The sequence below is a fragment of the Sphingobacterium sp. HMA12 genome, from assembly GCF_002933815.1.
GTDB lineage: Bacteria > Bacteroidota > Bacteroidia > Sphingobacteriales > Sphingobacteriaceae > Sphingobacterium.
The window spans coordinates 2645802-2666901 of sequence record NZ_BEYR01000001.1 but is presented as its reverse complement, the minus strand read 5'-3'; the positions used below and the strand labels follow the sequence as shown (position 1 = coordinate 2666901).

Below are 21100 nucleotides of genomic sequence, written 5' to 3'. Positions count from 1 at the left end.
TATTGCTTTTTAATGGCCAGTATCTTTACAAAAAGAACGTAACATCCGTATGGCGCGTTTGAATGGTGTGGAATTACAACCTATTATGACATGAAAAAAAGTAAAAAACTTGTTTTGTTGGTACTCTGGATCCTGATGGGAAGTTTGGGTATTGCACAGCAGGCAGCTTATCAATTACCGTACAGCCTGACTGGGGTTAAAGAGCCTATTCAGTCGTTGAATGGGAAATGGGAATTTAGATTTGACCGTGAATCTAATTGGGAGCGTATTCAGGTACCTGGGGAAGCTGTTATGCAGGGTTATGGTATCCAGCACGACAAATCATTTTTTTATCGGCGTAAATTTTTGATACCTCATTCTTATAAGGGAAGAAAGACGGTTGTCCGTTTTGATGGCGTATATAGTTTTGCCAAACTCAATATCAACGGAAAAGCCGTGACAAGCCATTATGGTGGATTTACACGGTGGGAAGTTGATATTACACCTTACGTTAGTTTTGGCAAAGAAAATGAAATTGAGCTTGAAGTGCAGGACCAGCTGGATGATATTTCTTATGCATCGGGTTATGCGCATCATCCCGTGGGGGGCATCCTCCGCGATGTGACTTTATTTGCAACAGCGAGCCATGCATTGACAGATTTTAACCTCGAAACACACTTTGATGCGTCTTACACTGATGCGGAGTTGAAATTGGATTTTATTGGTTTTGTAAATAAAGGGGCAAAGATTACTTATAAATTGACTGACCCAAGAGGCAAGGTTGTTTCCTTGGATGATAGTGAAAAGGTTATACGGGCTGGTAACAATAGCCATGTGTTTATGGTGCGTAAATCTGAAAAATGGGATGCCGAGCACCCGAATCTTTACCAATTGGAAGTGGAAGTAAAGGAAGGTGGCAAGCTGACCTATGCTTTTCGGAAATCATTGGGTTTCCGCGAAGTCAAGGTAATCAAGGATCAGCTCATGGTGAATGGAAAACCTGTGAAGCTACGCGGAGCCAACCGACATGATATGAACCCGATCCTGGGACGTAGTGCCTCCGCCTATTATGATAGCCTGGATGTGCAGTTGTTTAAAGAGGCGAATATCAATTTTATTCGTACTTCCCATTATCCACCCACCGAACGGTTTGTTGAATACTGTGATAAATATGGTATTTATGTGGAAGTAGAGACGGCTATCTGTTTTGTGGATACCTATAGACAGAAAAATTATGCTCCGGGTGCCTCGCAGAATGATCCCAAAAAAACGGATCAATACCTCAGTCAGTCAAGGGAGATGGTGAGTACCTTTAAAAGCCATCCGGCAGTGCTGTTCTGGTCTATTGGCAATGAATCTATCTACGGCGATAATTTTAAGAAAAGTCATGATTACGTTAAACAGGCGGATCCCACAAGACCGATTATCTGGAGTTATCCCGGATCGCAGACCACCGAACCAAAGATTTATGAAATACTGAGTATGCACTATCAGGATGTGTATGGCAACCTAACACAATTTGGCAAAAAGACGCGCAATTTTCAGGGGCATGGCATTCCGGCTTTATTCGATGAATGGGCGCATCCAGCCTGTTATACCTATAAAACATTACAGGATGATCCAAATATCCGGGAATTTTGGGGAATTTCAATGGATATGATGTGGGGCGGTTTGTTTCCGACACAAGGTGGTCTCGGTGGAGCGATCTGGGGTTATGTAGATGAGGTTTTTATGATTCCGCGGAAGCTGAAAAAAGGTACTGCTTTTTGGAAGGAATTTTCCCATACAGCTAAACCCGAAGATTTTCAGGGAGCGGCAGTGGGTTACGGTGAATGGGGGATTGTCGACGTGTGGCGCCGTAAGAAGCCTGAATTTTGGTCTACCAAAAAAGCGCAGTCTCCTGTACAGATCACAGTGAAAGGTAAGGTCTTAATTGATTTTAATCCATTTCAGCCTTTGATAATTCCTGTTTACAATCGCTTTGACCACAGTTCGCTGCAGGAAATAAAACTACAATATACCTATGCCGGAAAGACCTATGCGATGGAAATGCCCGATATTAAGCCGCATCAAAAAGGATATTTTCAAATTCCGGGCCTTGCGTGGCAAAACGGTAAGGAACTAGTCTTGCGTTTTGTAGACCGCAACGGTATGCTGCTGGATAGTTACCGCTATTATTTAGGACAGCATGATGTTAATCTGCCTGAGGCGAGCCAAAATGGCAATATCCAGCTGATGGAGGAGACTGATCGTTACCTGATTCAGGGAAAGAATTTTACCTTCCCAATTTCGAAAACTACAGGACTGATCGAAAATGCAGTGATCGATGGCAAAGTGGTGATCCAAAAAGGGCCTTTCTTGAATATGGATATTAATTTGAATCATTTGACTGGTGCCGAGGTACGTAAAAGCGCAAGTAAATACTTGCTTGAAGATAAAAATTGGGAATTAAGCAGCTTGGTTGTGCGTAAAAAGGATAATCTTGCTCTGGTTTCAGTGCTTGGGAAAAATGGAAGCTTATCCATTCAATTTGATCTCGTAATTGATGGAAAGGGGGAGATGAGAACAATGTATCACACAATAGGTGAACCCAATGGCTTCCTCCGGGAAATCGGACTTAAATACTACATCAGTAATAGACCTGATCGTATCAAATGGAGTAGAAATGGTTACTGGAATGATTATCCGGAAGAATCTTTTGCAGGTAATGAAGGGACTGCGAGCTTGTCTTCGGTGGATCAGGTGCAGTACGGTCAGGAGCCCAGACAACCTTGGTACATGGATACGCACAATTATTACTATTGGGCAGATCAAGGGGCACGTAGCCAGCATCCCTTAACGCAACAGGCGAAGGGGATGAAAGAAAATATCTACTTCTATTCGTTGGGGACAGGCAGTAAAGAACTATTGCATGTTGTCTCCAAAGAAGGCAATAACGCCTGTCGTATGGATCGGCTGGAGAATGGACAGCTGGTACTGTATATCAACAATAAATGGGATTATCCTGAAATCGCCTGGGGTAACTATTGTAAAACGTTGGAAGCATCTCCTTGCCAAGGATCAATTATGTTGAAATTCTAAACCTATTGTTATGCTGGCTTGGATCGATAAATTAATCTATCTCCTGTTAGTGATCGGTGCCTTTTTGGCGCCCTTATTACTGCATCTGGATCAAGGCTTTCAATTTATCCAGGAATTTACGGGATTTATAACACCGGAGCTATCTCCACGTTTGCTTATTCCTTGCTATTCAAGAATTTTTGGTTGGGTCAAAGCCCATTTATGAATCGCATATTAGTGGTTTTTATATGCACCATAGCGACGATGGTTTTAGTCAGTTTTCTGGACAATAGTACTTATCGTAGCCAAACAATGATCGTTAATAAATCGTTTTTTGTAACCTCCACAGGTTTCAAGTTGCTGAGTTTATTCATCTTTGGGGTAGTGGTGGCCTATATGTCTTTTTGTAGTAACATTACTTAATTATTATATAGAAAAAATGAAAGAAAACAATCTGGTGGAATGGGAGAACGATGAAGCGCTTTTTGCGCTTATCCGTAAAGAACTTTTTACAGCTGTCATCGGGGATGTCATGGACAAAATGGGGTTATACCATCAATTTTTACCACCAAATATACGACCTTTAACATCAGATTTATTTTTGGTAGGTCGTGCAATGACCGTGTTGGAAGCTGATGTCTGTGGAAATGCCGAGTATCAATCGAAAAACCCTGTCTTAGGGAAACCATTTGGATTTATGCTTGAAGCGCTGGATGATCTACGCCCAGGTGAAATTTATATTTGTAGCGGTTCTTCGCCAGATTATGCTCTTTGGGGGGAAATTATGAGTGCAAGAGCAAAAAAACTGGGCGCACATGGTGCAGTTGTCAATGGTTATTCAAGGGATACAACGGGTATTCTGGCTTTGGAGTTTCCTTGTTTTTCCATGGGTTGTTATGCGCAGGACCAAGCACCACGCGGAAAGGTCATTGACTGGCGTGTGCCTATCCATTTTGGGAATGTACTAATCGAGGATGGGGATATTCTGATCGGTGACATTGATGGTGTCTGTGTGGTACCACGTAAACACGAACAGGAGGTTTTTGCTCTGGCTTTTGAAAAAGCCAGAGCGGAAAAGGTGGTATTAAATAAAGTTATGGAAGGTATGGGAGCCAAAGAAGCATTTGAAAAATATGGAATTATGTAAGTTGAAATTATCCAAAGGCCGGTGGCTGGCGTTATTGCTGGCTTGTTCTACTTTGCGGCATGTGTCCGCACAGCAGCAGTTGCTGACTCCAATACCGGATCAATTAATAAACAGCAAAACCAGCAGTCTCTTGTTGAATGGTCAATGGAATTTCAGTGTTGCTGATTCTGGGCCGGTAGCTATTCGGGTACCGGGAGAGTGGGAGATGCAAGGGCAGCATGTAGCGACAGGGGAAACGGCGATTTATGAACGTACATTTGATATGCCTGAGGAATGGGTGGATAATCCGGTCTATATCCGCTTTGACGGCGTCAGCTCACATGCACGGGTTAAGATAAACGATCAGGTGGTCGGTGAACATGAAGGTGGTTTTGTTGCTTTTCAAGTTGATCTGACAGGAAAAGTAAAAAAAGGAAAGAATAAGCTGACTGTAGAAATACAGGCGAATACCATTAGTGATATCCTTTCCTGTGTATCGCAATATGCGGTTCATACTGTTGGTGGAATTTTACGTAAAACTACTTTGTTTACAGTACCTAAGGTGCATATTTCGGGTGCGATTGCGGAAACGGATTTTGATGCAAATTATGTGAACGCACAGCTTAAGCTCAAAGGACAGGTGGAGAATGGCTCAGCTAAAAAGCAACAAATTCAGCTGCGCTATTCGCTCAAAGATCAGCGTGGAAAATTAGTGCTGCAAAAGTCTTCTGGACAGGTGCAGCTTGAGGTAGGAAGTACGCGTGTGATCGAAAGCCAATTGAACGTTAAAAAACCAATGCAATGGTCAGCGGAAACCCCTTACCTCTATGTCATGGAAACGGACTTGATTGTCGAGGGCAAAGTCGTTCAGACGAATAAACAAAAGGTAGGATTTCGTGAAATTGAAATCGTCAACAATCAGTTACTGGTCAACGGAAAACCCGTGAAATTGAGGGGCGTGAACAGGCATGCTGTACATCCGCTAAATGGTAGGGCTTCGGACCCGGAAATAGATCGACAGGATGTTGTTCTGTTCAAACAGGCGAATGTCAACTATATTCGTACCTCACACTACCCTCCATCCGAGGAATTTTTGAATGCTGCGGATGAATTGGGGATGTATGTCGAAAGTGAAGCTGCCTTGAGCTGGATTCAGCACCATGCATCCCCGATCTGGCGTAAATGGGATTATAAGGATACCCGTTTTTTACCCATTATGCTTAGCGCAAACATCGATAACGTACTAACCAACCGTAAGCATCCGTCCATATTATTCTGGTCGTTAGGCAATGAATCCCATTGGAGCCCGTTGTGGGCAGAGATCAACCAACGTGTGAAAGCATTGGATCCAACACGTCCCACAAGTTTTCATGATCAAACTTGGGGCGGCTTCAATAACGGTGGTAGTAAGGCTGATATTGCCAACTACCATTATCCGGGGATTAACGGACCTTCGGCTACTGATACCATGAAAAGACCAACATTATTTGGAGAGTATGCCCACCTTTCGACGTATAATAGACGTGAATTATTGACCGACCCCGGCATAAGGGATGCTTACAACGCGCCGCTGGTGACATTTGTTGACTCGATCTACAGACACGCCGGTAACCTAGGGGGAGCAATCTGGAGTGGTATAGACGATACTTTTCACCTCCCTGACGGTCGTATTGTCGGTTATGGACCTTGGGGGCCTATCGATGGATGGCGCAGACCTAAGCCGGAGTATTTTGGTATGAAAAAGGCCTATTCGCCAATCAAAATAGGTAAACCGGTCTTAAAAGATGGGAAGCTTGTCGTCAATATTGAAAATAGGTATGACTTTCTTTCACTTGATCAGCTCAAACTCGTGGCTATAGTCGATGGTAAACAATTTCCGTTCAAAGGTGCTATCGGACCCCGTAAACACGGCCATGTAGTCCTGCCAGTCCCAACGGAGTATAGTTCATTGCAGATTATCGTCAGGGACAAGCAGGACTATGAGATCGAAAATGAACTGTTTCTGGCGGAGCGAAAAAATCAGGAAGAGTTTTTAGCGACAGATTTACAACTGAAACAAGATTCGGCGTATATTTATGTAAAACAAGGAAATCTGAATTATACATTTAGCCGAACCTATGGTAAATTGGTGGCTGTGCGGAAAAACGGTAAACTTATTTTGACCAAAGGGCCGGCGGTTGCACTGATCGAAGCCAATACGGAGGATGGAGGTAAACCAAACGTCGCAGGAGAAACTTATCAGAATAATATCGCACCACTGAAACAATATGAGCAATACACCTTATTTGCAGGCGCAGTGCAGGCGACGGATAGTGGTGATAGTATTTCAGTAAATATGGACCTTACTTATCAAAATGGAATAGGAAAACAGAAATTTATATTCCTTAAGAATGGTCTTTTGCGTGTGGAATATGACATGTGTTATCAACGGGGACAAGAAATGGATCTTTATCAATCCGGTTTAATGATGGAATTGCCCTTATCGTACGATAAATTAGCCTGGTCGCGCAAAGGTGCATTTTCAACCTATCCCGAAAACCATATCGGGCGTAATGAAGGTGAAGCATCAATGAATGCTGTAACACTATATGATGTGGAGGAGCAGGGGAAACCGCAGGCCAGGGATTGGAAAGATGATGCCAACAGCTTAGGGTCAAATGATTTTAGATCGACCAAGGGAAATATTCACTGGGCAAGCCTAAGTGGTCCTGATGCTAAAGTAACTGTTCTTTCCAACGGGCAACAACATTCCAGAGCATGGAAGCAAGATCAGCATATCCAATGGCTGGTAGCTGATTATTCAAACAATGGATCAGAACCTTTTTATGGATCGCCACATAGTTATGGCCGTAAAAAAATAAAAAAAGGGGATAAGTTAAGTGGACAAATTGTTTTAAAAATAAATTAAAAATCGAATAACAATGAAGATTATAGATGTTAAAGTCTGGTTGGTCGAAGGAGTAAAATACAATTGGACTTTGTTAAAGATTTATACGGATACAGGTCATACCGGTGTTGGCGAGGCTACCAACTGGCCCGGCAGTCCTATTGTGTTTGAGGCTGCCAAACATGTGGGCCAACGGATTATTGGTCTGGATCCCATGAAAACAGATTTTATCTGGACCAAGCTTTATCGAGACCTGAACTGGATAGGCCCCTATGGTGCCAGCATGTGTGCGATATCGGGTATTGATATGGCGCTTCTGGATTTGAAAGCCAAGGTGCTTGGCGTACCCTGCTATGAATTGTTGGGTGGAGCTTTCCGGAAAGAAATCCTGCTGTACGCGAATTATTGGTTCACTGGTGGTGGCCACAATCCGGAAGACTATGCCCAACAGGCGAGCGCTGTGAAGAGGGCCGGCTTCACGGGGTTAAAATTTGATCCATTTGCTCATACAAACTATCTGTATGGTGAGGATCTGGCTGCCAACCTTACCCTGACAGCCGAACAACAAGATTTAGCTTTTGAAGTGAGCAAAGCAGTACGCGACGGCGTGGGCGCCGATTTTGATATCATGATCGAAACGCATGCGATGTTGAACTATCGTGTAGCCGTGCAGATGGCACAGCGCCTTTCTGAACTGAATATTACCTGGTACGAAGAGCCTGCAGGACCGGAAAATGCAGACAACTTGCGTGCAATGCGCGAACGCATACCTTCCAATGTATCGATTTGTGTGGGAGAAAGGCATTATACCAGGCATGGGATCCGACCGGTACTGGAAAAGAATATCTGCGACATTATGATGCCTGATATTACCCGCTGTGGTGGCCCCTCTGAGATGAAACGAATGGCAACAATGATGGAAGCTTACAATGTACTGCTGGCACCGCATAATCCGAATGGACCGCTTTCAACTTTGGCAAGTGCCCATGTGTGTGCGTCAGTACCGAACTTTTTTAGGCAGGAATTTATGTTCAACGATGTTTCCTGGCGTGATGAAGTCATTGATCATCCCATTCAGGATATGGTGAAGAATGGTCATCTGGTGCTGAGTGATAGACCCGGACTGGGAGTGGATCTGATCGAGGAGGAAATGCTTAAACATCCGGGGATATTGGAACCGAGACCAGGTTTTTATGTATAAATTTTTTTAAGTAAAATGGCATTTACAATCGATCTGACAGGTAAAGTTGTTCTTGTAACAGGTGGAATTTCAGGAATTGGACTGGGGGTGAGCATGCAATTTGCACAGGCTGGAGCAACGGTAATAGCTTGTGCCGAATTACCGCTTAGCGATAAAATGGTGGCTTCATTTTTTTTAGAAATGGAGCCCTATCAACAGCGGACGTTCTATTATGAGGCTGATGTTTCGCAGGAAGCAGCGATTACGAAATTGGCCACGCTTCTGGAACAGGAACATGGCCGCCTGGATATATTGATATCCAATGCAGGACGAAATGTGTTCAAGGGCTTGGACGACTGTACGGTGGCGGACTGGAACAGTAACAGTACGTTGAATCTCAGTTCACATTGGCTGTTGGCCAAAAACCTTAAGCCGCTCCTTGTACAAGCTTCGCCAGGAGTTATCATCATCATGGCTTCTAATCATGCTTATGCGTCCATTCGGGGATGTTTTCCCTATAATGTTACTAAAGGCGCTTTATTATCCTTGGTACGTGCCATGGCTATTGAATGGGCACCGACAGTAAGAACCGTGGGGCTCGCTCCGGGGTTTATAGATACACCAGGAAATCAAAAGTGGTTTGATACATTTCCGGACGCTCATCAGGAACGTCAGAAAACCATCGATAGTCATCCTGTGAAACGCCTAGGTACAGCCGAAGAGATCGGCGGCTGGTGTGTATTTCTTTCCAGCGGATATGCTTCATTTGCAAGTGGAGCCACCTATCTGATTGATGGAGGCAGAAGTGCGTTATTGCAGGAGGAGTAGAAGACAGGGATATCGGTCAGGAAGCTTGAATCACAACCATTATGGAAAGTAATTTAAAAACAGCGCAGATATTGATAAATAGGAAATGTGTTCTCGGTGAGGGCATTTTGTGGAATAAACATGACCAATGTTTGTATTGGGTGGATATCCTACAAAAACGCATTTATTCCTATCATTTGGAAAGCAAGGAATCTGCGTTCTGGGAGCTACCGGGATATGTCAGTAAGATTGTTCCTCTGAAAGATGACCCGGGCAAATTTCTTATTGCCATGCAGGAAGGACTGGCAATTTGGACAAAGGAAAATCATCACCTCTCTATCTTGATACAGCTAGACACTGAAAATGGGCAAATTCGGACCAATGATGGAGGAATGGATCCGGAGGGGAATTTCTGGATCGGAACAATGCATATGAAAGCTTTACCGGATCAGGGAAAGCTGATGCGCCTCCGTGAAGGTGTTTTGAAGACGCTTATTGCTGCGGTGACTATCCCCAATGGAATTGTATGGTCCACAGACTCGCTCCATTTTTATTTTATAGATACTTATACGCGGGAAATCCGTCGTTATGCCCTAGATAAAGGAGGCGATCTCATGGAAGGATACGATACCTTGGTACGTGTACCAGGTGAACTTGGCATGCCTGACGGGATGTGCATGGGGCCGGATGGTCATTTATGGGTGGCACATTGGGGTGGTTTCGGTGTTTATAAGTGGCATGTCAAGACTGGAGAGCTATTGGATAAAGTGACTGTAAATGCGCCCAATGTGACTTCTTGTTGTTTTGGAGGACCTACAGGAATGGACCTGTTTATCAGTACGGCTCAAGAGGGCTTGGGGGCGGCGGAACTGGAGGCATATCCTGATAGTGGGAAGATTTTCCAGTTTAAGAATCTCGGATGCGAGTAGAAGAAGATTATAATCTGAGTTTAGCGCCCCTCTTTTTTATACGAATAATCTACTTTTATAGTTGGATGGCGTAGTACCTTTGATGGATTTAAAAAATTTATTGAAGTTGGGTAAAGAATTGAATCCACAGGCATAAGCAATATGGGTGATCTGGTTTTCGTCTTGGCCCAAAAGCCTGCAGGCTTCCTGTATACGGACTTCATTTACAAACTGTGAAAAGGTTTTTTTTGTACGTGCTTTAAAAAATCGACAGAATGCGGGTTTTGTCAAATTGGCTAACCTGGCTGCTTCTTCTAAAGAAATGTTATTTTCGAAGTTTTTCAAAACATAATTGTAAACATTATCAATAGCCTCACCATCCTTCTTTGAAGGACTAATAAGATAGGGCTCACTGGATAGTAACGTATACTCATCTGTATCAAGAAGAATTGCTAAGGACTCAAATAAACAGGCTGTTTTTTGAATGTCGGATGCACCGAGCATTTTTCGGAGCAACTTTTTCAGTTTACTTTTTGTGGCGCCATAAAATAACATGCCTTGCTTAGATCTGGCCAAGAATGCACTTAGATCTGTAATGTCGAATAATGACGAACACACGGAGCTGATTGCATCGGGGTGAAAAAATAGGGTTAAAGACTCAGGGGCTGGGCTGTTGATACCCATTTTTTTTTCATGATACCAAACGTGAGGAAGGCCTGGTCCAATAAATGTTAACTCGTCAGCTTCAAAATCATTGAATTGATTGCCTATGTACCTGCCGCCATTGCCTTCAATGATATGGGTCAATTGGCATTCGCTATGAAAATGATATGCTCCGGAAAATTGATTCTCTTTTCGGATTTCAAAAATACGATTTTTGTAATTTTCAAACGCTTTAGCATAAACTGGCCTCATGGATTCCAAGATATTTTAATGGAGAGTCTGGCAATGTAGACTCCAAACTTATGAATTGATTAATGATTTGTCACGTTAATCAAAAGACGTGATATAAATCCAACGGGCCATGTAATAAATGCTTAAAATCATGTAAAAAATTATTCTTCACTATAAAGCTGAGTCTATATAGGAAATTGAGTCGTCTTTTAAGTTCTCATTAAGCTGTTACAGTTTTATTAATATTGTCGATTTTGTGAAAGTTTTGGTCGATAAAGTGGTTTTTATTCGAAGAGATTACATCTAATTTTGTTAGTTAGATAGAACGAACCAATAGAAAAAGAAGGCATTGACGTACTTTTTGGTTGCCGCGCTTGTGTCGTTGCAAGGTGGGGAGAACCTAAAAAAGGCATGATTCAATAAATATTCGACTTAAAGAACAAAAATATCCATCAAGGGAATGAAAGCGATAGAAATTATAAAAGAAGGTCTTGTACAAACCGTGGAGCTGCCACTACCTGATTTGCAGGTGGGACATGTGTTGCTCAAAATAGATTATGTGGGGTTTTGTGGATCTGACCTTAACACGTTTCGGGGACTGAACCCGCTCGTCAAATTGCCCATTATTCCCGGCCACGAAATTGCGGGGACGGTGGTCGAAATAGGGGCGGATGTATCACCTGAAATTCAAATCGGTATGCGGGTCACCGTAAACCCATATTCTAATTGTGGACGTTGCGCCGCATGTAAAAATAATAAGCCCAATGCCTGTCAATACAATGAAACCATGGGTGTACAACGTCATGGTGCCATGGCAGCTTATATAGCAGTACCATATGAAAAGGTAATTCCGGGAGATGGCCTGTCAGCAAAGGAACTGGCGCTTGTCGAACCGATGAGTGTGGGCTTTCATGCCGTAGATAGGGCATCGGTAACCGACAATGACGTCGTATTGGTATTGGGATGTGGCATGATCGGAATCGGGGCAATAATTCGGGCCGTTAGACGTGGAGCTTCGGTGATCGCCGCAGATGTAAGCGAAAGTAAGCTTGCTCTGGCCAAACGTCTTGGCGCAAAATTCAGCATCAATACAGCTACAGAAGATCTACAACAGCGACTGGATGAGCTGACCAACTTCTTGGGTGCAGATGTCGTCATTGAGGCGGTCGGTAGACAGGAAACTTATCTGGCGGCAATTAATGCGGTGACGTTTACTGGAAGAGTAGTCTTCATCGGCTATGCAAAGGAGCTTATTCCTTTTGATACACAGTTTTTTGTGAAAAAGGAACTGAATATCATGGGCTCAAGAAATGCATTGCCAAAAGACTTTGAAGCGGTGATGGATTATTTAAAATTGGGAACCTGCCCAGTGGAACAACTGATTACAGCTGTCTGCACTCCTGATGGGGCACATGCTGCTCTTAACGCTTGGGTGAAAGATCCCGGAAGTGTGTTTCGGATATTGGTCGAATTCTGATCAATGACCCTACGACACGTAAATTTAGATTAAAAAATATTAAAAAAGCACGTTTCGTAAAAATTGAATCGACAGTGATTGCCGGAAATGGCCGCTCATTGGCCATAGCTGAGCTGGATTCCTTGAAACCTTAAGAAGTAAAACGATCAGGTATAGTAATATACCTGATCGTCGCTTGTGAATACATGGATAGCCCTAAATCAATCCTTTAGGGTGAATGCTAAAATAATTGCAGCTCGAATGGCAACAATTATTATATTTGCTACATTGTCAACTCATGAAAGCGAAACAATTCATATGGATCTTACTGCCTTTGATGCTCCTCCAGAGCTTCTCCACAGTGTGGATATGGACTGTTTTTCAGATCAATAGGGATTATATTGCCAAGTATGAATGTGTCAACCGCTTCAACGAACAAGCCCTTTCCTGTAGAGGGCAATGCATACTGATGAAAAAGATGCGTGAGCACGAAGAAAAGGAGCAAAAAAATCTTGAAACACGCATTATCGATGTTGTCTTTATCAACAATCCCCTGAATTTTATCTTCGAAACTTCGGTTTATGACGAAGCTGCCGCAACACGCACTTTTCCGGAAGTAAACGAAGAATATGCTTACAGCCCCATCTTTTCTATTTTTCACCCACCGCTCGTTTAATGTCTTTTTAAAGAACTTACGGGATAAATCGATTGCCTTTTTATACTAATGAGGCAATCCGTGTGTCTTTTTCCCTACAGGGATGACTTTGCATAATTTTCCGCGCCATTTAATACTTCCCGGTATATGTTCGGGATCCGATTGCCAGATCAGTTATCTGCATCAGATCAGTAAGCTGGAGGACGATATCGAATCGTCTGATCAACGGCAGCAATATGGGTTGGAAAACTGATTTACTGTTTTAAACAAAAATAAAAAAGAGAGCGAAATGAAAGCTATAATGAATATTGTCCTTACTTGTCTTGTGTTTATTGTCCTCATCGCCTGTGGAGGCAATGGCGGCAGAAAGACGGACTCAACTAGTCCTGCTGCAACACCGACAAAGATTAAATCGACTGATGAAATGTTGGATTATAAAACGGAAGGATCCAAAGGGGTAGGCGCTATTACATCTTTTACACACAAACCCTTCGATGCGCAGCTTGCAAACAAAGGGGTGGAACTATTCGTCTCAAAATGTGCAATGTGCCACGGTTTTGACCGGACACTGGTAGGTCCATCGCTTGACGGAGTGGTCAAACGCCGTACACCGGAATGGATCATGAATATGATGCTCGATCCCGCGACCATGCTTGACAAAGATCCGGATGCTAAGGCACTGAGTAAGGAGTTTGCGTCTCCAATGATAAGTCTGGGCTTGCAGCAGGAAGAAGCGCGGGCAATTTTGGAATACCTCCGTGAGCGGAATAGTGTGACAAAGTGATAGATTGAAGCGAATGAAATCCTACAAATTGAAAGCACTATTCAGTGTACTGATGGCCTGGGCAATTTGCCTGCAGGCAACAAATCTGTTGTGGGTATTTATTGGCTTTGAATGCAATCGTGATTATATCGAACAAAACCTATGTATCAATCGCTATGGTCCTGCCGCGACCTGTAAAGGTTTCTGCTACATTAGCGAAAAAACACTCGAACAGAAGGATGTCAGCGATGTGCTCGTCAAGGTGAAAAGTGCCGAGATACTGTTATTCGCACGACTTGACGATGCCGTAAGCTCGGAGTGTCCGTTTAGCTTTATTTTAAAAATATGTTATCCGCAATCCAGAGGTCATCAATTGTCTCAAGGTATTTTTATGCGGATTTTTAAACCCCCTATCGTATAACCATTCCCCTTGAATTTTTTATTAAAGAAAAGACTAAGACAATGGTAATACGAAAAGAAAAACTAGATTTTTTAAGACTAGAAGATATTGATTCGGCTTCCAACGGGATTGTTATTATGCCCATAGCCGAGTATTTACAGGTCAAGGGAAACCAGAACACATTGCATGCACGCTCGTTCTACAGCTTGCTGTTGATAACGAGCGGCAACCTGATGATGGTAGCAGATAAAAGAATGTATGCCATGGGCAGACATGATATCGTCAGCATAAGTTGCAATTGCGTCTGTAGTTTCCAGCATCATGTACCTGTTGAAGGATGTATTATTCTATTTACAGAAGCATTTTTTATGCAACGGTACAATACGGAAGTGATACATTATTTTAACTTTTTAAAATGTAACCAGATGCATGGCTTTGTATTGACAAGTGATGAAATTGAACGTTGTATTCATTTGATGGAATTGATGCAGGTGGAATATGATATAGCAAAATTGGGTTCAAGAGAAGTGCTACGCAATTATCTGAATATTTTACTTCAGATGCTGGGTCGGCAAATCACTAAAAATTTCGGCTTTGTGCAGATGGATGAAAAGGAGGAAAGAATAGTTGCATTTGAGACCTTGGTTGATGAAAATTATAAGCATAAACGATTTCCGTCTTTCTATGCTGAACGACTGAATATTTCAGTGAATTATCTGAACCGAATTTGTCGTGAAAAGAGAGCTATTAGCTGTGGTGCACTGATCAGAGATAGGATCGTATTGGAGGCGGAGCGCCTATTGTACCATACCTTCAAAACGGTAAAGGAAATTGCCTTTGAACTGGGGTTTGAAAATGTGCCTTATTTCATCACATTTTTTAAAGCTAAGAAGGGGCGCAGCCCAGAGGAGTTTAGAAAAAACCAGGAGACATAAACGACAGCCAAAGCGTCTTTTTCATCTGATGAAAAAGACGCTTTGGCTGTCTAATGGGCGAGAGTTACGAAAATGGAAGTATGTTGACCCTTTATCGAATGAGATCGGATAGAAATAGAAGGTATCGGAACTGTTATTTCTGCTTTTTGAGAGGATATAGCTGGATCTTTGAAAAAAAGAATAGCGATGGATTTTCCAATGTTTCATTTAGATTGGTTGAATGACCGATTTTTAATCGCTGCGGTGGCGATTATACATGTAATGATCAATCATGGCCTTGCGGTAGGTTTTATCCCTTACATTACTTGGCTTGAGTTTAAAGGGGTACAGCGTGCTGGCAGGGAACAGATCGCAGATTGGGAGTGGGATAGGCTTATCCATAATAAAATGAAAGTCGGTTTTATCATTACGACGACCATTGGCGCTATGACCGGTGTGGGGATATGGTTTACGGTTGCACTCGTCAGCCCTAGCTCGATAGGAAGTTTAATTCGGGTATTTTATTGGGCTTGGTTTACCGAATGGATCGTTTTCGTCACCGAAGTAGTTCTGATTTCTATTTACTACCTGAGCTGGGAAAGCGCCAATAAATCGCTCCGCTCCAAGTTGAAACATATCCGATTTGGCGCATTTTTGAGTATTGCTTCCTGGATTACCATGGTTATTATCGTTTCCATACTGAGTTTTATGATGGATCCGGGAAATTGGAATACGCATAAGAGTCTTTTCAACGGTTTTACGAATCCAATTTATATTCCACAGCTATTTTTTAGAACTCCGGTCGCCATGCTGATGGGCGGTGTATTCGGTATGTTGCTGACGACATTATTTACAAAAAAAAGATCAACGCTCCGCATTCAGGTGGTCAGACTGGGCGGCAAATGGATCTTGAGCTGGACACCGATTGCACTTGCAGGAGCACTCTATTACTGGAATGCAATGCCTGAGGCCATGAAAGCTAATATGAGCACAGCAGTGGGATCGATGGACTTTGCTGAATATTATGATATACTCAAGTATTTTATTGTGGGAGCTACGATACTTTCTGTTCTGCTTGCGATCTGGGCAATTTGGAAACCTCAAAAAGTAAACGTTACGTTGGTGATCGTCCCTTGTTTATTGATCTTTGGTTTTCTGGGGATTTTCGAACGGGTACGCGAGTTTGTCCGAAAACCTTATGTCATCGGTGGGTATATGTATTCGAATTTGTTGCGGGAAGAAGACTATGCGCTGTATAAAAAGGATGGAATTTTAAAACATGCCACCTATACTTCAGTCCAGGAAATAACGCCGGAAAACAAAATCGAGGCTGGTAAAAATGTTTTCATGCTTACCTGTAGCCGTTGTCACACCAGTAATGGCATCAATTCCATCGTTGATGTTTTTGAAAAAATGTATGGACGGGGCAAGCCGCTGGATGAGGAATCCATGTCGGCCTATATCCCCAATATGCACCAGGGACGTACGTTTATGCCCCCATTTCCCGGAAATAAAAAAGAACTTGAAGCAATTGTTGCTTACATCAAACAATTGCAAGGGACTAGAGAATCCCTGCAGGGTGCGCAGGTCGAAGGTATTAAGGTCAATCCGTTACAGAATATGGAGCAAGCAGTAAAAGCGTACGGAGATTCAGTATTAGTTTCAAAAAAATAAAAAAAAGAACTTTTAAAAATGCAAGTGAATTTACTACAGGTGTCTACTACACCCGTTCCCAGGGATCTACCTTTGGACCTTCCTTTACCCGAATGGCTATTGGTCACTTTATTGATCGGCTCATTTTTGCTTCATATCATATTCGTCAAATTAATGGTTGGAGGGAGCATCATTACTCTTTGGGCAGAAATTAAAGGATTGAAAAATCGTGACTACGATTTGTTTGCTTATGAAATAGCGAAGACGGTGACGGTCAATAAGAGTATGGCAGTCGTACTTGGGGTTGCCCCTTTACTGAGTATCAATACACTTTATACCATCTATTTTTATTCGGCCAATGCGCTAACGGGGCTGGCCTGGTTTATGATTATCCCGTTGGTAACCGTTGCTTTTTTGCTGACCTATTTACACAAATATACTTGGAGAGCAATGGCCAGCTACAAGTATTTGCACATCAGTATCATTGCATTGGCTGTGATGATTTTTTTAATTGTTCCAACGATATTCTTGACAAATGTTAACCTGATGCTGTTTCCCGAACGGTGGGGATATATTAAAGGTTTTTTAAGTGCATTGACACTGCCTAATGTGCTGCCGCGGTATCTGGAGTTTATTGGTGCTTGTCTGACGGTCACAGGTATATTTATCGTTTGGTATAACGGTAGAAAGTCATACCAGGTACATCTGTTGTATGAGACATTCAGCCGGGACAGATTGAAAAGACTGGGCTATTATATCACCACAGTTGGACTTGGTTTACAGGTAATCTTTGGCCTCATTGTTATGATCAGTTTACCTGCAAAGGGGATAAATTTTGAAGTCATTGAGTTGATGGTAGTCGGTGGGATAATGCTCCTTGTAGCGATGTGGTTTTCTTGGAAAGCACTGTCTGCGGATAACGAACTCAAACGGGATAGACAATTTTGGAAGGTCTTGATCAGTATCCTATTTTTTATTCTGGTTTATGGAGGAAGTCGTCAACTTTACCGCGAACAAGCGTTGCATCAGCATCGCGAGCTGATGGCAGCAAAAACTAAGGCGTTTGAACAGATGAGTAAAAAGGCCCGGGAAAGTCCGGTCAGCGATGCTGAAAACTTAGATATTGATCCCGCGTTGGGGAATCTAGCGAAAGGCTCGGCGTTATTTAAACAAAATTGTTCCAGCTGCCATAAGGAAAAACAGCGCTTGGTAGGTCCTCCGATTCAGGAAATGACGACGATCTATCGCGACAATGAAAAAGGATTGAAAGACTGGATCAAAGCGCCGGGTAAGAAAAGAGTGGATTACCCGCAAATGCCTGGCTTTCCACAATTGTCGGAGGTAGAACTGACCGAAATAACGAAGTATGTGTTGTCGATAAAATAAAAAGGCGATGAATTTGAATAAATTAAACCGTGATAAGGATCTGTTGCTGGATATGATACTGATAAGCGTGGCGTTAGGACAGGTCATTTATATGATTTTGGAAATAGTAAAATAAACAGTATGAGAAAATTTAAAGTTTCAAGAGGCTATCTGTCTTTTTTGTATCTCTTAGAGGCCACTTTATTGATGGCCTCGGCCTGGACATGGTATCAACACAAAGCGCCTCTTGTATGGCTGACGGTGTTGACAGGAATATTTTCAGCATTGATTGTGGTTTTTCAAGGCATACATATTTCTAGTCTGTACTTATTTATGCTAAAGGATAATACGCTGTGGCATAGTGATGATCGTCTAGAAAAAAACTATCAGTTTATTAAGGGGCTCTATTAAGATCTTTTACATAACCTCAAGATTCGGCAGCAGGCCAGAATTTAGCTCATTCGCCTGCTGCTCGAATCGTTTTTGAAAGTTGTTACGCTATTCCGCCAGTTCGATTTTTGAGACCAGGTATGTCTTTCCGAAATTTTTCGAATCATGACTGACGGTCGCCCGGATGGATTTCCATTTAGATACTGGTCGATTTCCGGTATTGACATTTTGTTTTATAGCTTGCCAGATTTCTTCTAATTTTTCGCCGACGATTTCATCGCTATAGCTGAGATGGATGGTGGTTCCTATATTGATGAAATACTTATTTCCTTCCTTTCGAAGTATAACTACATCGGGGCTGGGGATTATTCCCCGTATCAGTGATATTTCAAAAATCTCGTTATCCGTATATTTTTCCTTGCTAATAATTTTAATAAACTGAAGCACGTCTGAAGGGCCTCCGTCCATTAGTTCGGGACCTTTATAAGGAACCATCTTTGCTTTAACTTTATAATTATACCCCGGTTCTCGATCCTCAAAGCCAGACAATGGTAGCTCTGGGGATTCATTTTGTGGTAAAAGTAATGGTTGGTCATTGATAGAGCCATAACGGTGGCTGACTAAAAGTTCGACCTCTTGCCCTTCTTTCAAGTTAAACCGGCCGTATCCTTTCTCTTTTGAGCATGCGGAAAAAATAAATACTGTCAATAATAATAAAATATGCTTCATGGCTTAATAAAATGGTTTATAAAATTATTTCATTAACATTTATAACGATGAGGCAAATCTTTATGCTACATCTATTTACTTGCATTAATTTTTTATTTTGATGTTATTCTTTTTACATACACCGTTTGATGAGATATAAAGTGGGGCCTCTAGCTCTTTGTTTTCTAAATACCAAAGAATAGTGCTGTTGTTTTGTCGAGATCGCAATAGCGATGCATTTGGTCAACGGTGAGCAGCACTACGTCAAAATATTTCCTGCTTCTGAGCAGCAAAACCTTCCTTTGCTGAAAAAACATGAAGAAACAAATTTTATGTGCTATCTTGTTCAGTAGCTTAGCGACAATGACGGCACATGCCCAAAATGCGGTATCTGGACAGGTTGTTGTTGATTACGTCCCGCTGTCAAACTATATCCGACCGGAAGATAGTGTAAAGACTGGTTCAAAAAGTGACTTCAAAAGGATACGGTTTAATCTAGAGATCCCTTTGTCGACTAAGGTTGATTCAATGGGCAACATTAAACGTTGGTCATGGAAAGTGGGGGCTGCCTATGCGAAAATGGAAAACCGTAACTATGAGCAATCACTCTTTCCGACAGAAATGTTGAATGCTGAGATAGGACTGCAATATTTGACCTCGCTAAAGAAAAATTGGTCTCTGCTGACCTTTGCATCTGTTGGTATTTATTCCGATATGGTCAAAGTAGATGGTAAAGATCTGCTGGGGCAGGGAGGGGCGCTTTTTATCAAACGGTTTAAACCCAATTTAGCCTTTGGTTTTGGCCCGGTACTGAGCAATAGCTTTGGGGTACCGATGGTTCTACCTGGATTGTATTTCGACTGGAAGACAAATGGAAAAGTAAAATTTAACGTGAATTTTCCCCAAGGTCTTTCCGCTGCTTATCAAGTTAACAAGTTTATGGATTTGAGGGCGGTGGTCAATCTGGACGGGATGACGGCCGAACGCGAAAAGGACGGAAAGTCCACACTTGGAGGATTTATGTTGTTGACAGCCGGTCTTCAGCCCCAGTTTAACCTGGGCAAAAACCTCAAGTTACAACTAACGGGGGGGAGCACACTCGCACGGATGTATGTCGAAAACGATAGATCCATAAAGAGTATCTTCAAAGACAAGAAACAGGCTGATCCCCGTTTCTCACCAACGTTCTATGCCTCTGCAGGATTTAAATGGAATATGCCCTATTAACGGCTGAGGAGCTTTTTAAAAACGACGTTTTGGAGAAGCTCCTCTCTTTTTGTACGTGAAATGGGCAATTCTTGTTCAGCAATGTATACCCGTCCGCCGGAGATGATATCAATATGGTTGACATTGACCAGGTAGGATTTGTGAATGCGAAAGAAATGATTAGTGGGCAGAGCTTCTTCCAGCGCCAACATGGTCTGATGAATCGTAAGTGTCCGCTCTTTAAAATGTAATTTGGTGTAATTTTGCATACTTTCGGCATAAAGGATGTCGATCCATGAGATTTTGACAAAAGCGTCGCCTTGTCGGACAAAGAGCATGGTGTCGTTGGGACTGTAATCCTGTAACGTTTTGGTACGTTGCACAAATTGTTGATAGGCTTTGGTTGCCGCCTGAAAAAAACGCTGAAAAACAATTGGTTTTAGGAGATAATCTACGGCCTGTAAGCGGAACCCTTCCAATGCATACTCCGAATAGGCTGTAATAAAAATGCATAGGGGCGGATTATCGAGTGACTCCAAAAAATCAATCCCATTGAGGTACGGCATATTAATATCCAAAAAAATAAGGTCTATATCACCCTGTTGTAACCTGGATGCCGCGGCAAGGGCGGAAGGGAAAGTATCCACAAGTTCCAAAAAATCAACTTGCTCGGTCATTTCGGCAATATGCTGCCGTAATAACGGTTCATCGTCTACGATGATACATCTCATCTTTGTTTGTTCCATTTT

General features: G+C 42.4%; 19 protein-coding genes. 16 read left to right on the top strand and 3 right to left on the bottom strand.

The features are described from left to right. The first annotated feature begins 90 nt into the window (after positions 1-90). The 7 genes from HMAT_RS11555 to HMAT_RS11525 all read left to right on the top strand — a co-directional run bounded on the left by HMAT_RS11555 (position 91) and on the right by HMAT_RS11525 (position 9968). Positions 91-3060 (top strand): glycoside hydrolase family 2 TIM barrel-domain containing protein, encoded by a 2970-nt coding sequence (locus HMAT_RS11555; protein ID WP_104382839.1) that lies wholly within the window; start codon positions 91-93, stop codon positions 3058-3060. Between the two features lie 10 nt (positions 3061-3070). After that, positions 3071-3265 carry a hypothetical protein gene (locus tag HMAT_RS11550; RefSeq protein WP_104382838.1) on the top strand — a complete coding sequence of 65 codons (195 nt, stop codon included), beginning with the start codon at positions 3071-3073 and terminating at the stop codon, positions 3263-3265. A gap of 213 nt (positions 3266-3478) precedes the next feature. Next, positions 3479-4186: an RraA family protein gene (locus tag HMAT_RS11545; protein WP_199768604.1), complete on the top strand. Its 708-nt coding sequence runs from the start codon at positions 3479-3481 to the stop codon at positions 4184-4186. Further along, positions 4173-7073 (top strand): glycoside hydrolase family 2 TIM barrel-domain containing protein, encoded by a 2901-nt coding sequence (locus HMAT_RS11540; RefSeq protein ID WP_104382837.1) that lies wholly within the window; start codon positions 4173-4175, stop codon positions 7071-7073. Before HMAT_RS11545 ends, HMAT_RS11540 begins: the two co-directional genes overlap by 14 nt. 13 nt (positions 7074-7086) lie before the next feature. Continuing rightward, positions 7087-8253: a mandelate racemase/muconate lactonizing enzyme family protein gene (locus tag HMAT_RS11535; protein ID WP_104382836.1), complete on the top strand. Its 1167-nt coding sequence runs from the start codon at positions 7087-7089 to the stop codon at positions 8251-8253. Between the two features lie 15 nt (positions 8254-8268). Continuing rightward, positions 8269-9060 carry an SDR family NAD(P)-dependent oxidoreductase gene (locus HMAT_RS11530; protein ID WP_104382835.1) on the top strand — a complete coding sequence of 264 codons (792 nt, stop codon included), beginning with the start codon at positions 8269-8271 and terminating at the stop codon, positions 9058-9060. 41 nt (positions 9061-9101) lie between these two features. After that, positions 9102-9968, top strand: coding sequence for an SMP-30/gluconolactonase/LRE family protein (locus HMAT_RS11525; RefSeq protein WP_104382834.1), 867 nt, complete (start codon positions 9102-9104; stop codon positions 9966-9968). 36 nt (positions 9969-10004) lie between these two features. On the opposite strand, the gene HMAT_RS11520 is transcribed toward HMAT_RS11525, so the two are convergent. Beyond that, positions 10005-10862 carry an AraC family transcriptional regulator gene (locus HMAT_RS11520; RefSeq protein WP_104382833.1) on the bottom strand — a complete coding sequence of 286 codons (858 nt, stop codon included), beginning with the start codon at positions 10860-10862 and terminating at the stop codon, positions 10005-10007. A gap of 439 nt (positions 10863-11301) precedes the next feature. Here HMAT_RS11520 and HMAT_RS11515 point away from each other — a divergent pair, with 439 nt between their 5' ends. The 8 genes from HMAT_RS11515 (at position 11302) to HMAT_RS11480 (ending at position 18458) form a co-directional block, all read left to right on the top strand. Further along, positions 11302-12318, top strand: coding sequence for a zinc-binding alcohol dehydrogenase family protein (locus tag HMAT_RS11515; protein WP_104382832.1), 1017 nt, complete (start codon positions 11302-11304; stop codon positions 12316-12318). A 277-nt stretch (positions 12319-12595) separates the two neighbouring features. Further along, complete coding sequence (locus tag HMAT_RS11510; protein WP_104382831.1) at positions 12596-12973, top strand: hypothetical protein; 378 nt, start codon at positions 12596-12598, stop codon at positions 12971-12973. A 268-nt stretch (positions 12974-13241) separates the two neighbouring features. Continuing rightward, positions 13242-13736 (top strand): cytochrome c, encoded by a 495-nt coding sequence (locus tag HMAT_RS11505; RefSeq protein ID WP_104382830.1) that lies wholly within the window; start codon positions 13242-13244, stop codon positions 13734-13736. Between the two features lie 13 nt (positions 13737-13749). After that, on the top strand, positions 13750-14136 hold the full coding sequence (locus HMAT_RS11500; RefSeq protein ID WP_104382829.1) for a hypothetical protein: 387 nt from the start codon (positions 13750-13752) through the stop codon (positions 14134-14136). Positions 14137-14177: 41 nt separating this feature from the next. Beyond that, positions 14178-15050 carry a helix-turn-helix domain-containing protein gene (locus HMAT_RS11495; RefSeq protein WP_104382828.1) on the top strand — a complete coding sequence of 291 codons (873 nt, stop codon included), beginning with the start codon at positions 14178-14180 and terminating at the stop codon, positions 15048-15050. A gap of 186 nt (positions 15051-15236) precedes the next feature. Continuing rightward, a complete protein-coding gene (locus HMAT_RS11490) occupies positions 15237-16703 on the top strand; it encodes a cytochrome c (RefSeq protein ID WP_104382827.1) in 1467 nt (488 codons plus the stop codon). A gap of 18 nt (positions 16704-16721) precedes the next feature. Beyond that, positions 16722-18068 carry a c-type cytochrome gene (locus HMAT_RS11485; protein WP_199768603.1) on the top strand — a complete coding sequence of 449 codons (1347 nt, stop codon included), beginning with the start codon at positions 16722-16724 and terminating at the stop codon, positions 18066-18068. A 120-nt stretch (positions 18069-18188) separates the two neighbouring features. Then, positions 18189-18458, top strand: coding sequence for a hypothetical protein (locus tag HMAT_RS11480; RefSeq protein ID WP_104382826.1), 270 nt, complete (start codon positions 18189-18191; stop codon positions 18456-18458). Positions 18459-18545: 87 nt separating this feature from the next. Here HMAT_RS11480 and HMAT_RS11475 read toward each other — a convergent pair whose 3' ends face one another. Beyond that, on the bottom strand, positions 18546-19166 hold the full coding sequence (locus HMAT_RS11475; protein ID WP_104382825.1) for a hypothetical protein: 621 nt from the start codon (positions 19164-19166) through the stop codon (positions 18546-18548). A gap of 294 nt (positions 19167-19460) precedes the next feature. Between HMAT_RS11475 and HMAT_RS11470 the strand changes: the two genes are divergently transcribed. Next, a complete protein-coding gene (locus HMAT_RS11470) occupies positions 19461-20372 on the top strand; it encodes a DUF6268 family outer membrane beta-barrel protein (RefSeq protein ID WP_104382824.1) in 912 nt (303 codons plus the stop codon). Here the strand turns inward: HMAT_RS11470 and HMAT_RS11465 are convergent. Further along, positions 20369-21097, bottom strand: a complete 729-nt coding sequence (locus tag HMAT_RS11465) for a LytTR family DNA-binding domain-containing protein (protein WP_199768602.1) — start codon at positions 21095-21097, stop codon at positions 20369-20371. The two genes, HMAT_RS11470 and HMAT_RS11465, sit on opposite strands and share 4 nt — an antisense overlap. Between the last annotated feature and the right edge of the window lie 3 nt (positions 21098-21100).

Bases quoted from the DNA above. Each gene is read 5' to 3' on its own strand.
- HMAT_RS11465 (WP_199768602.1), bottom strand. From the start codon at position 21,097: ATGGAACAAACAAAGATGAGATGTATCATCGTAGACGATGAACCGTTA.
- HMAT_RS11540 (WP_104382837.1), top strand. From the start codon at position 4,173: ATGGAATTATGTAAGTTGAAATTATCCAAAGGCCGGTGGCTGGCGTTA.
- HMAT_RS11495 (WP_104382828.1), top strand. From the start codon at position 14,178: ATGGTAATACGAAAAGAAAAACTAGATTTTTTAAGACTAGAAGATATT.
- HMAT_RS11480 (WP_104382826.1), top strand. From the start codon at position 18,189: ATGAGAAAATTTAAAGTTTCAAGAGGCTATCTGTCTTTTTTGTATCTC.
- HMAT_RS11525 (WP_104382834.1), top strand. From the start codon at position 9,102: ATGGAAAGTAATTTAAAAACAGCGCAGATATTGATAAATAGGAAATGT.
- HMAT_RS11515 (WP_104382832.1), top strand. From the start codon at position 11,302: ATGAAAGCGATAGAAATTATAAAAGAAGGTCTTGTACAAACCGTGGAG.
- HMAT_RS11510 (WP_104382831.1), top strand. From the start codon at position 12,596: ATGAAAGCGAAACAATTCATATGGATCTTACTGCCTTTGATGCTCCTC.
- HMAT_RS11475 (WP_104382825.1), bottom strand. From the start codon at position 19,166: ATGAAGCATATTTTATTATTATTGACAGTATTTATTTTTTCCGCATGC.
- HMAT_RS11490 (WP_104382827.1), top strand. From the start codon at position 15,237: ATGGATTTTCCAATGTTTCATTTAGATTGGTTGAATGACCGATTTTTA.
- HMAT_RS11550 (WP_104382838.1), top strand. From the start codon at position 3,071: ATGCTGGCTTGGATCGATAAATTAATCTATCTCCTGTTAGTGATCGGT.
- HMAT_RS11535 (WP_104382836.1), top strand. From the start codon at position 7,087: ATGAAGATTATAGATGTTAAAGTCTGGTTGGTCGAAGGAGTAAAATAC.
- HMAT_RS11520 (WP_104382833.1), bottom strand. From the start codon at position 10,862: ATGAGGCCAGTTTATGCTAAAGCGTTTGAAAATTACAAAAATCGTATT.
- HMAT_RS11470 (WP_104382824.1), top strand. From the start codon at position 19,461: ATGAAGAAACAAATTTTATGTGCTATCTTGTTCAGTAGCTTAGCGACA.
- HMAT_RS11500 (WP_104382829.1), top strand. From the start codon at position 13,750: ATGAAATCCTACAAATTGAAAGCACTATTCAGTGTACTGATGGCCTGG.
- HMAT_RS11555 (WP_104382839.1), top strand. From the start codon at position 91: ATGAAAAAAAGTAAAAAACTTGTTTTGTTGGTACTCTGGATCCTGATG.
- HMAT_RS11545 (WP_199768604.1), top strand. From the start codon at position 3,479: ATGAAAGAAAACAATCTGGTGGAATGGGAGAACGATGAAGCGCTTTTT.
- HMAT_RS11485 (WP_199768603.1), top strand. From the start codon at position 16,722: ATGCAAGTGAATTTACTACAGGTGTCTACTACACCCGTTCCCAGGGAT.
- HMAT_RS11505 (WP_104382830.1), top strand. From the start codon at position 13,242: ATGAAAGCTATAATGAATATTGTCCTTACTTGTCTTGTGTTTATTGTC.
- HMAT_RS11530 (WP_104382835.1), top strand. From the start codon at position 8,269: ATGGCATTTACAATCGATCTGACAGGTAAAGTTGTTCTTGTAACAGGT.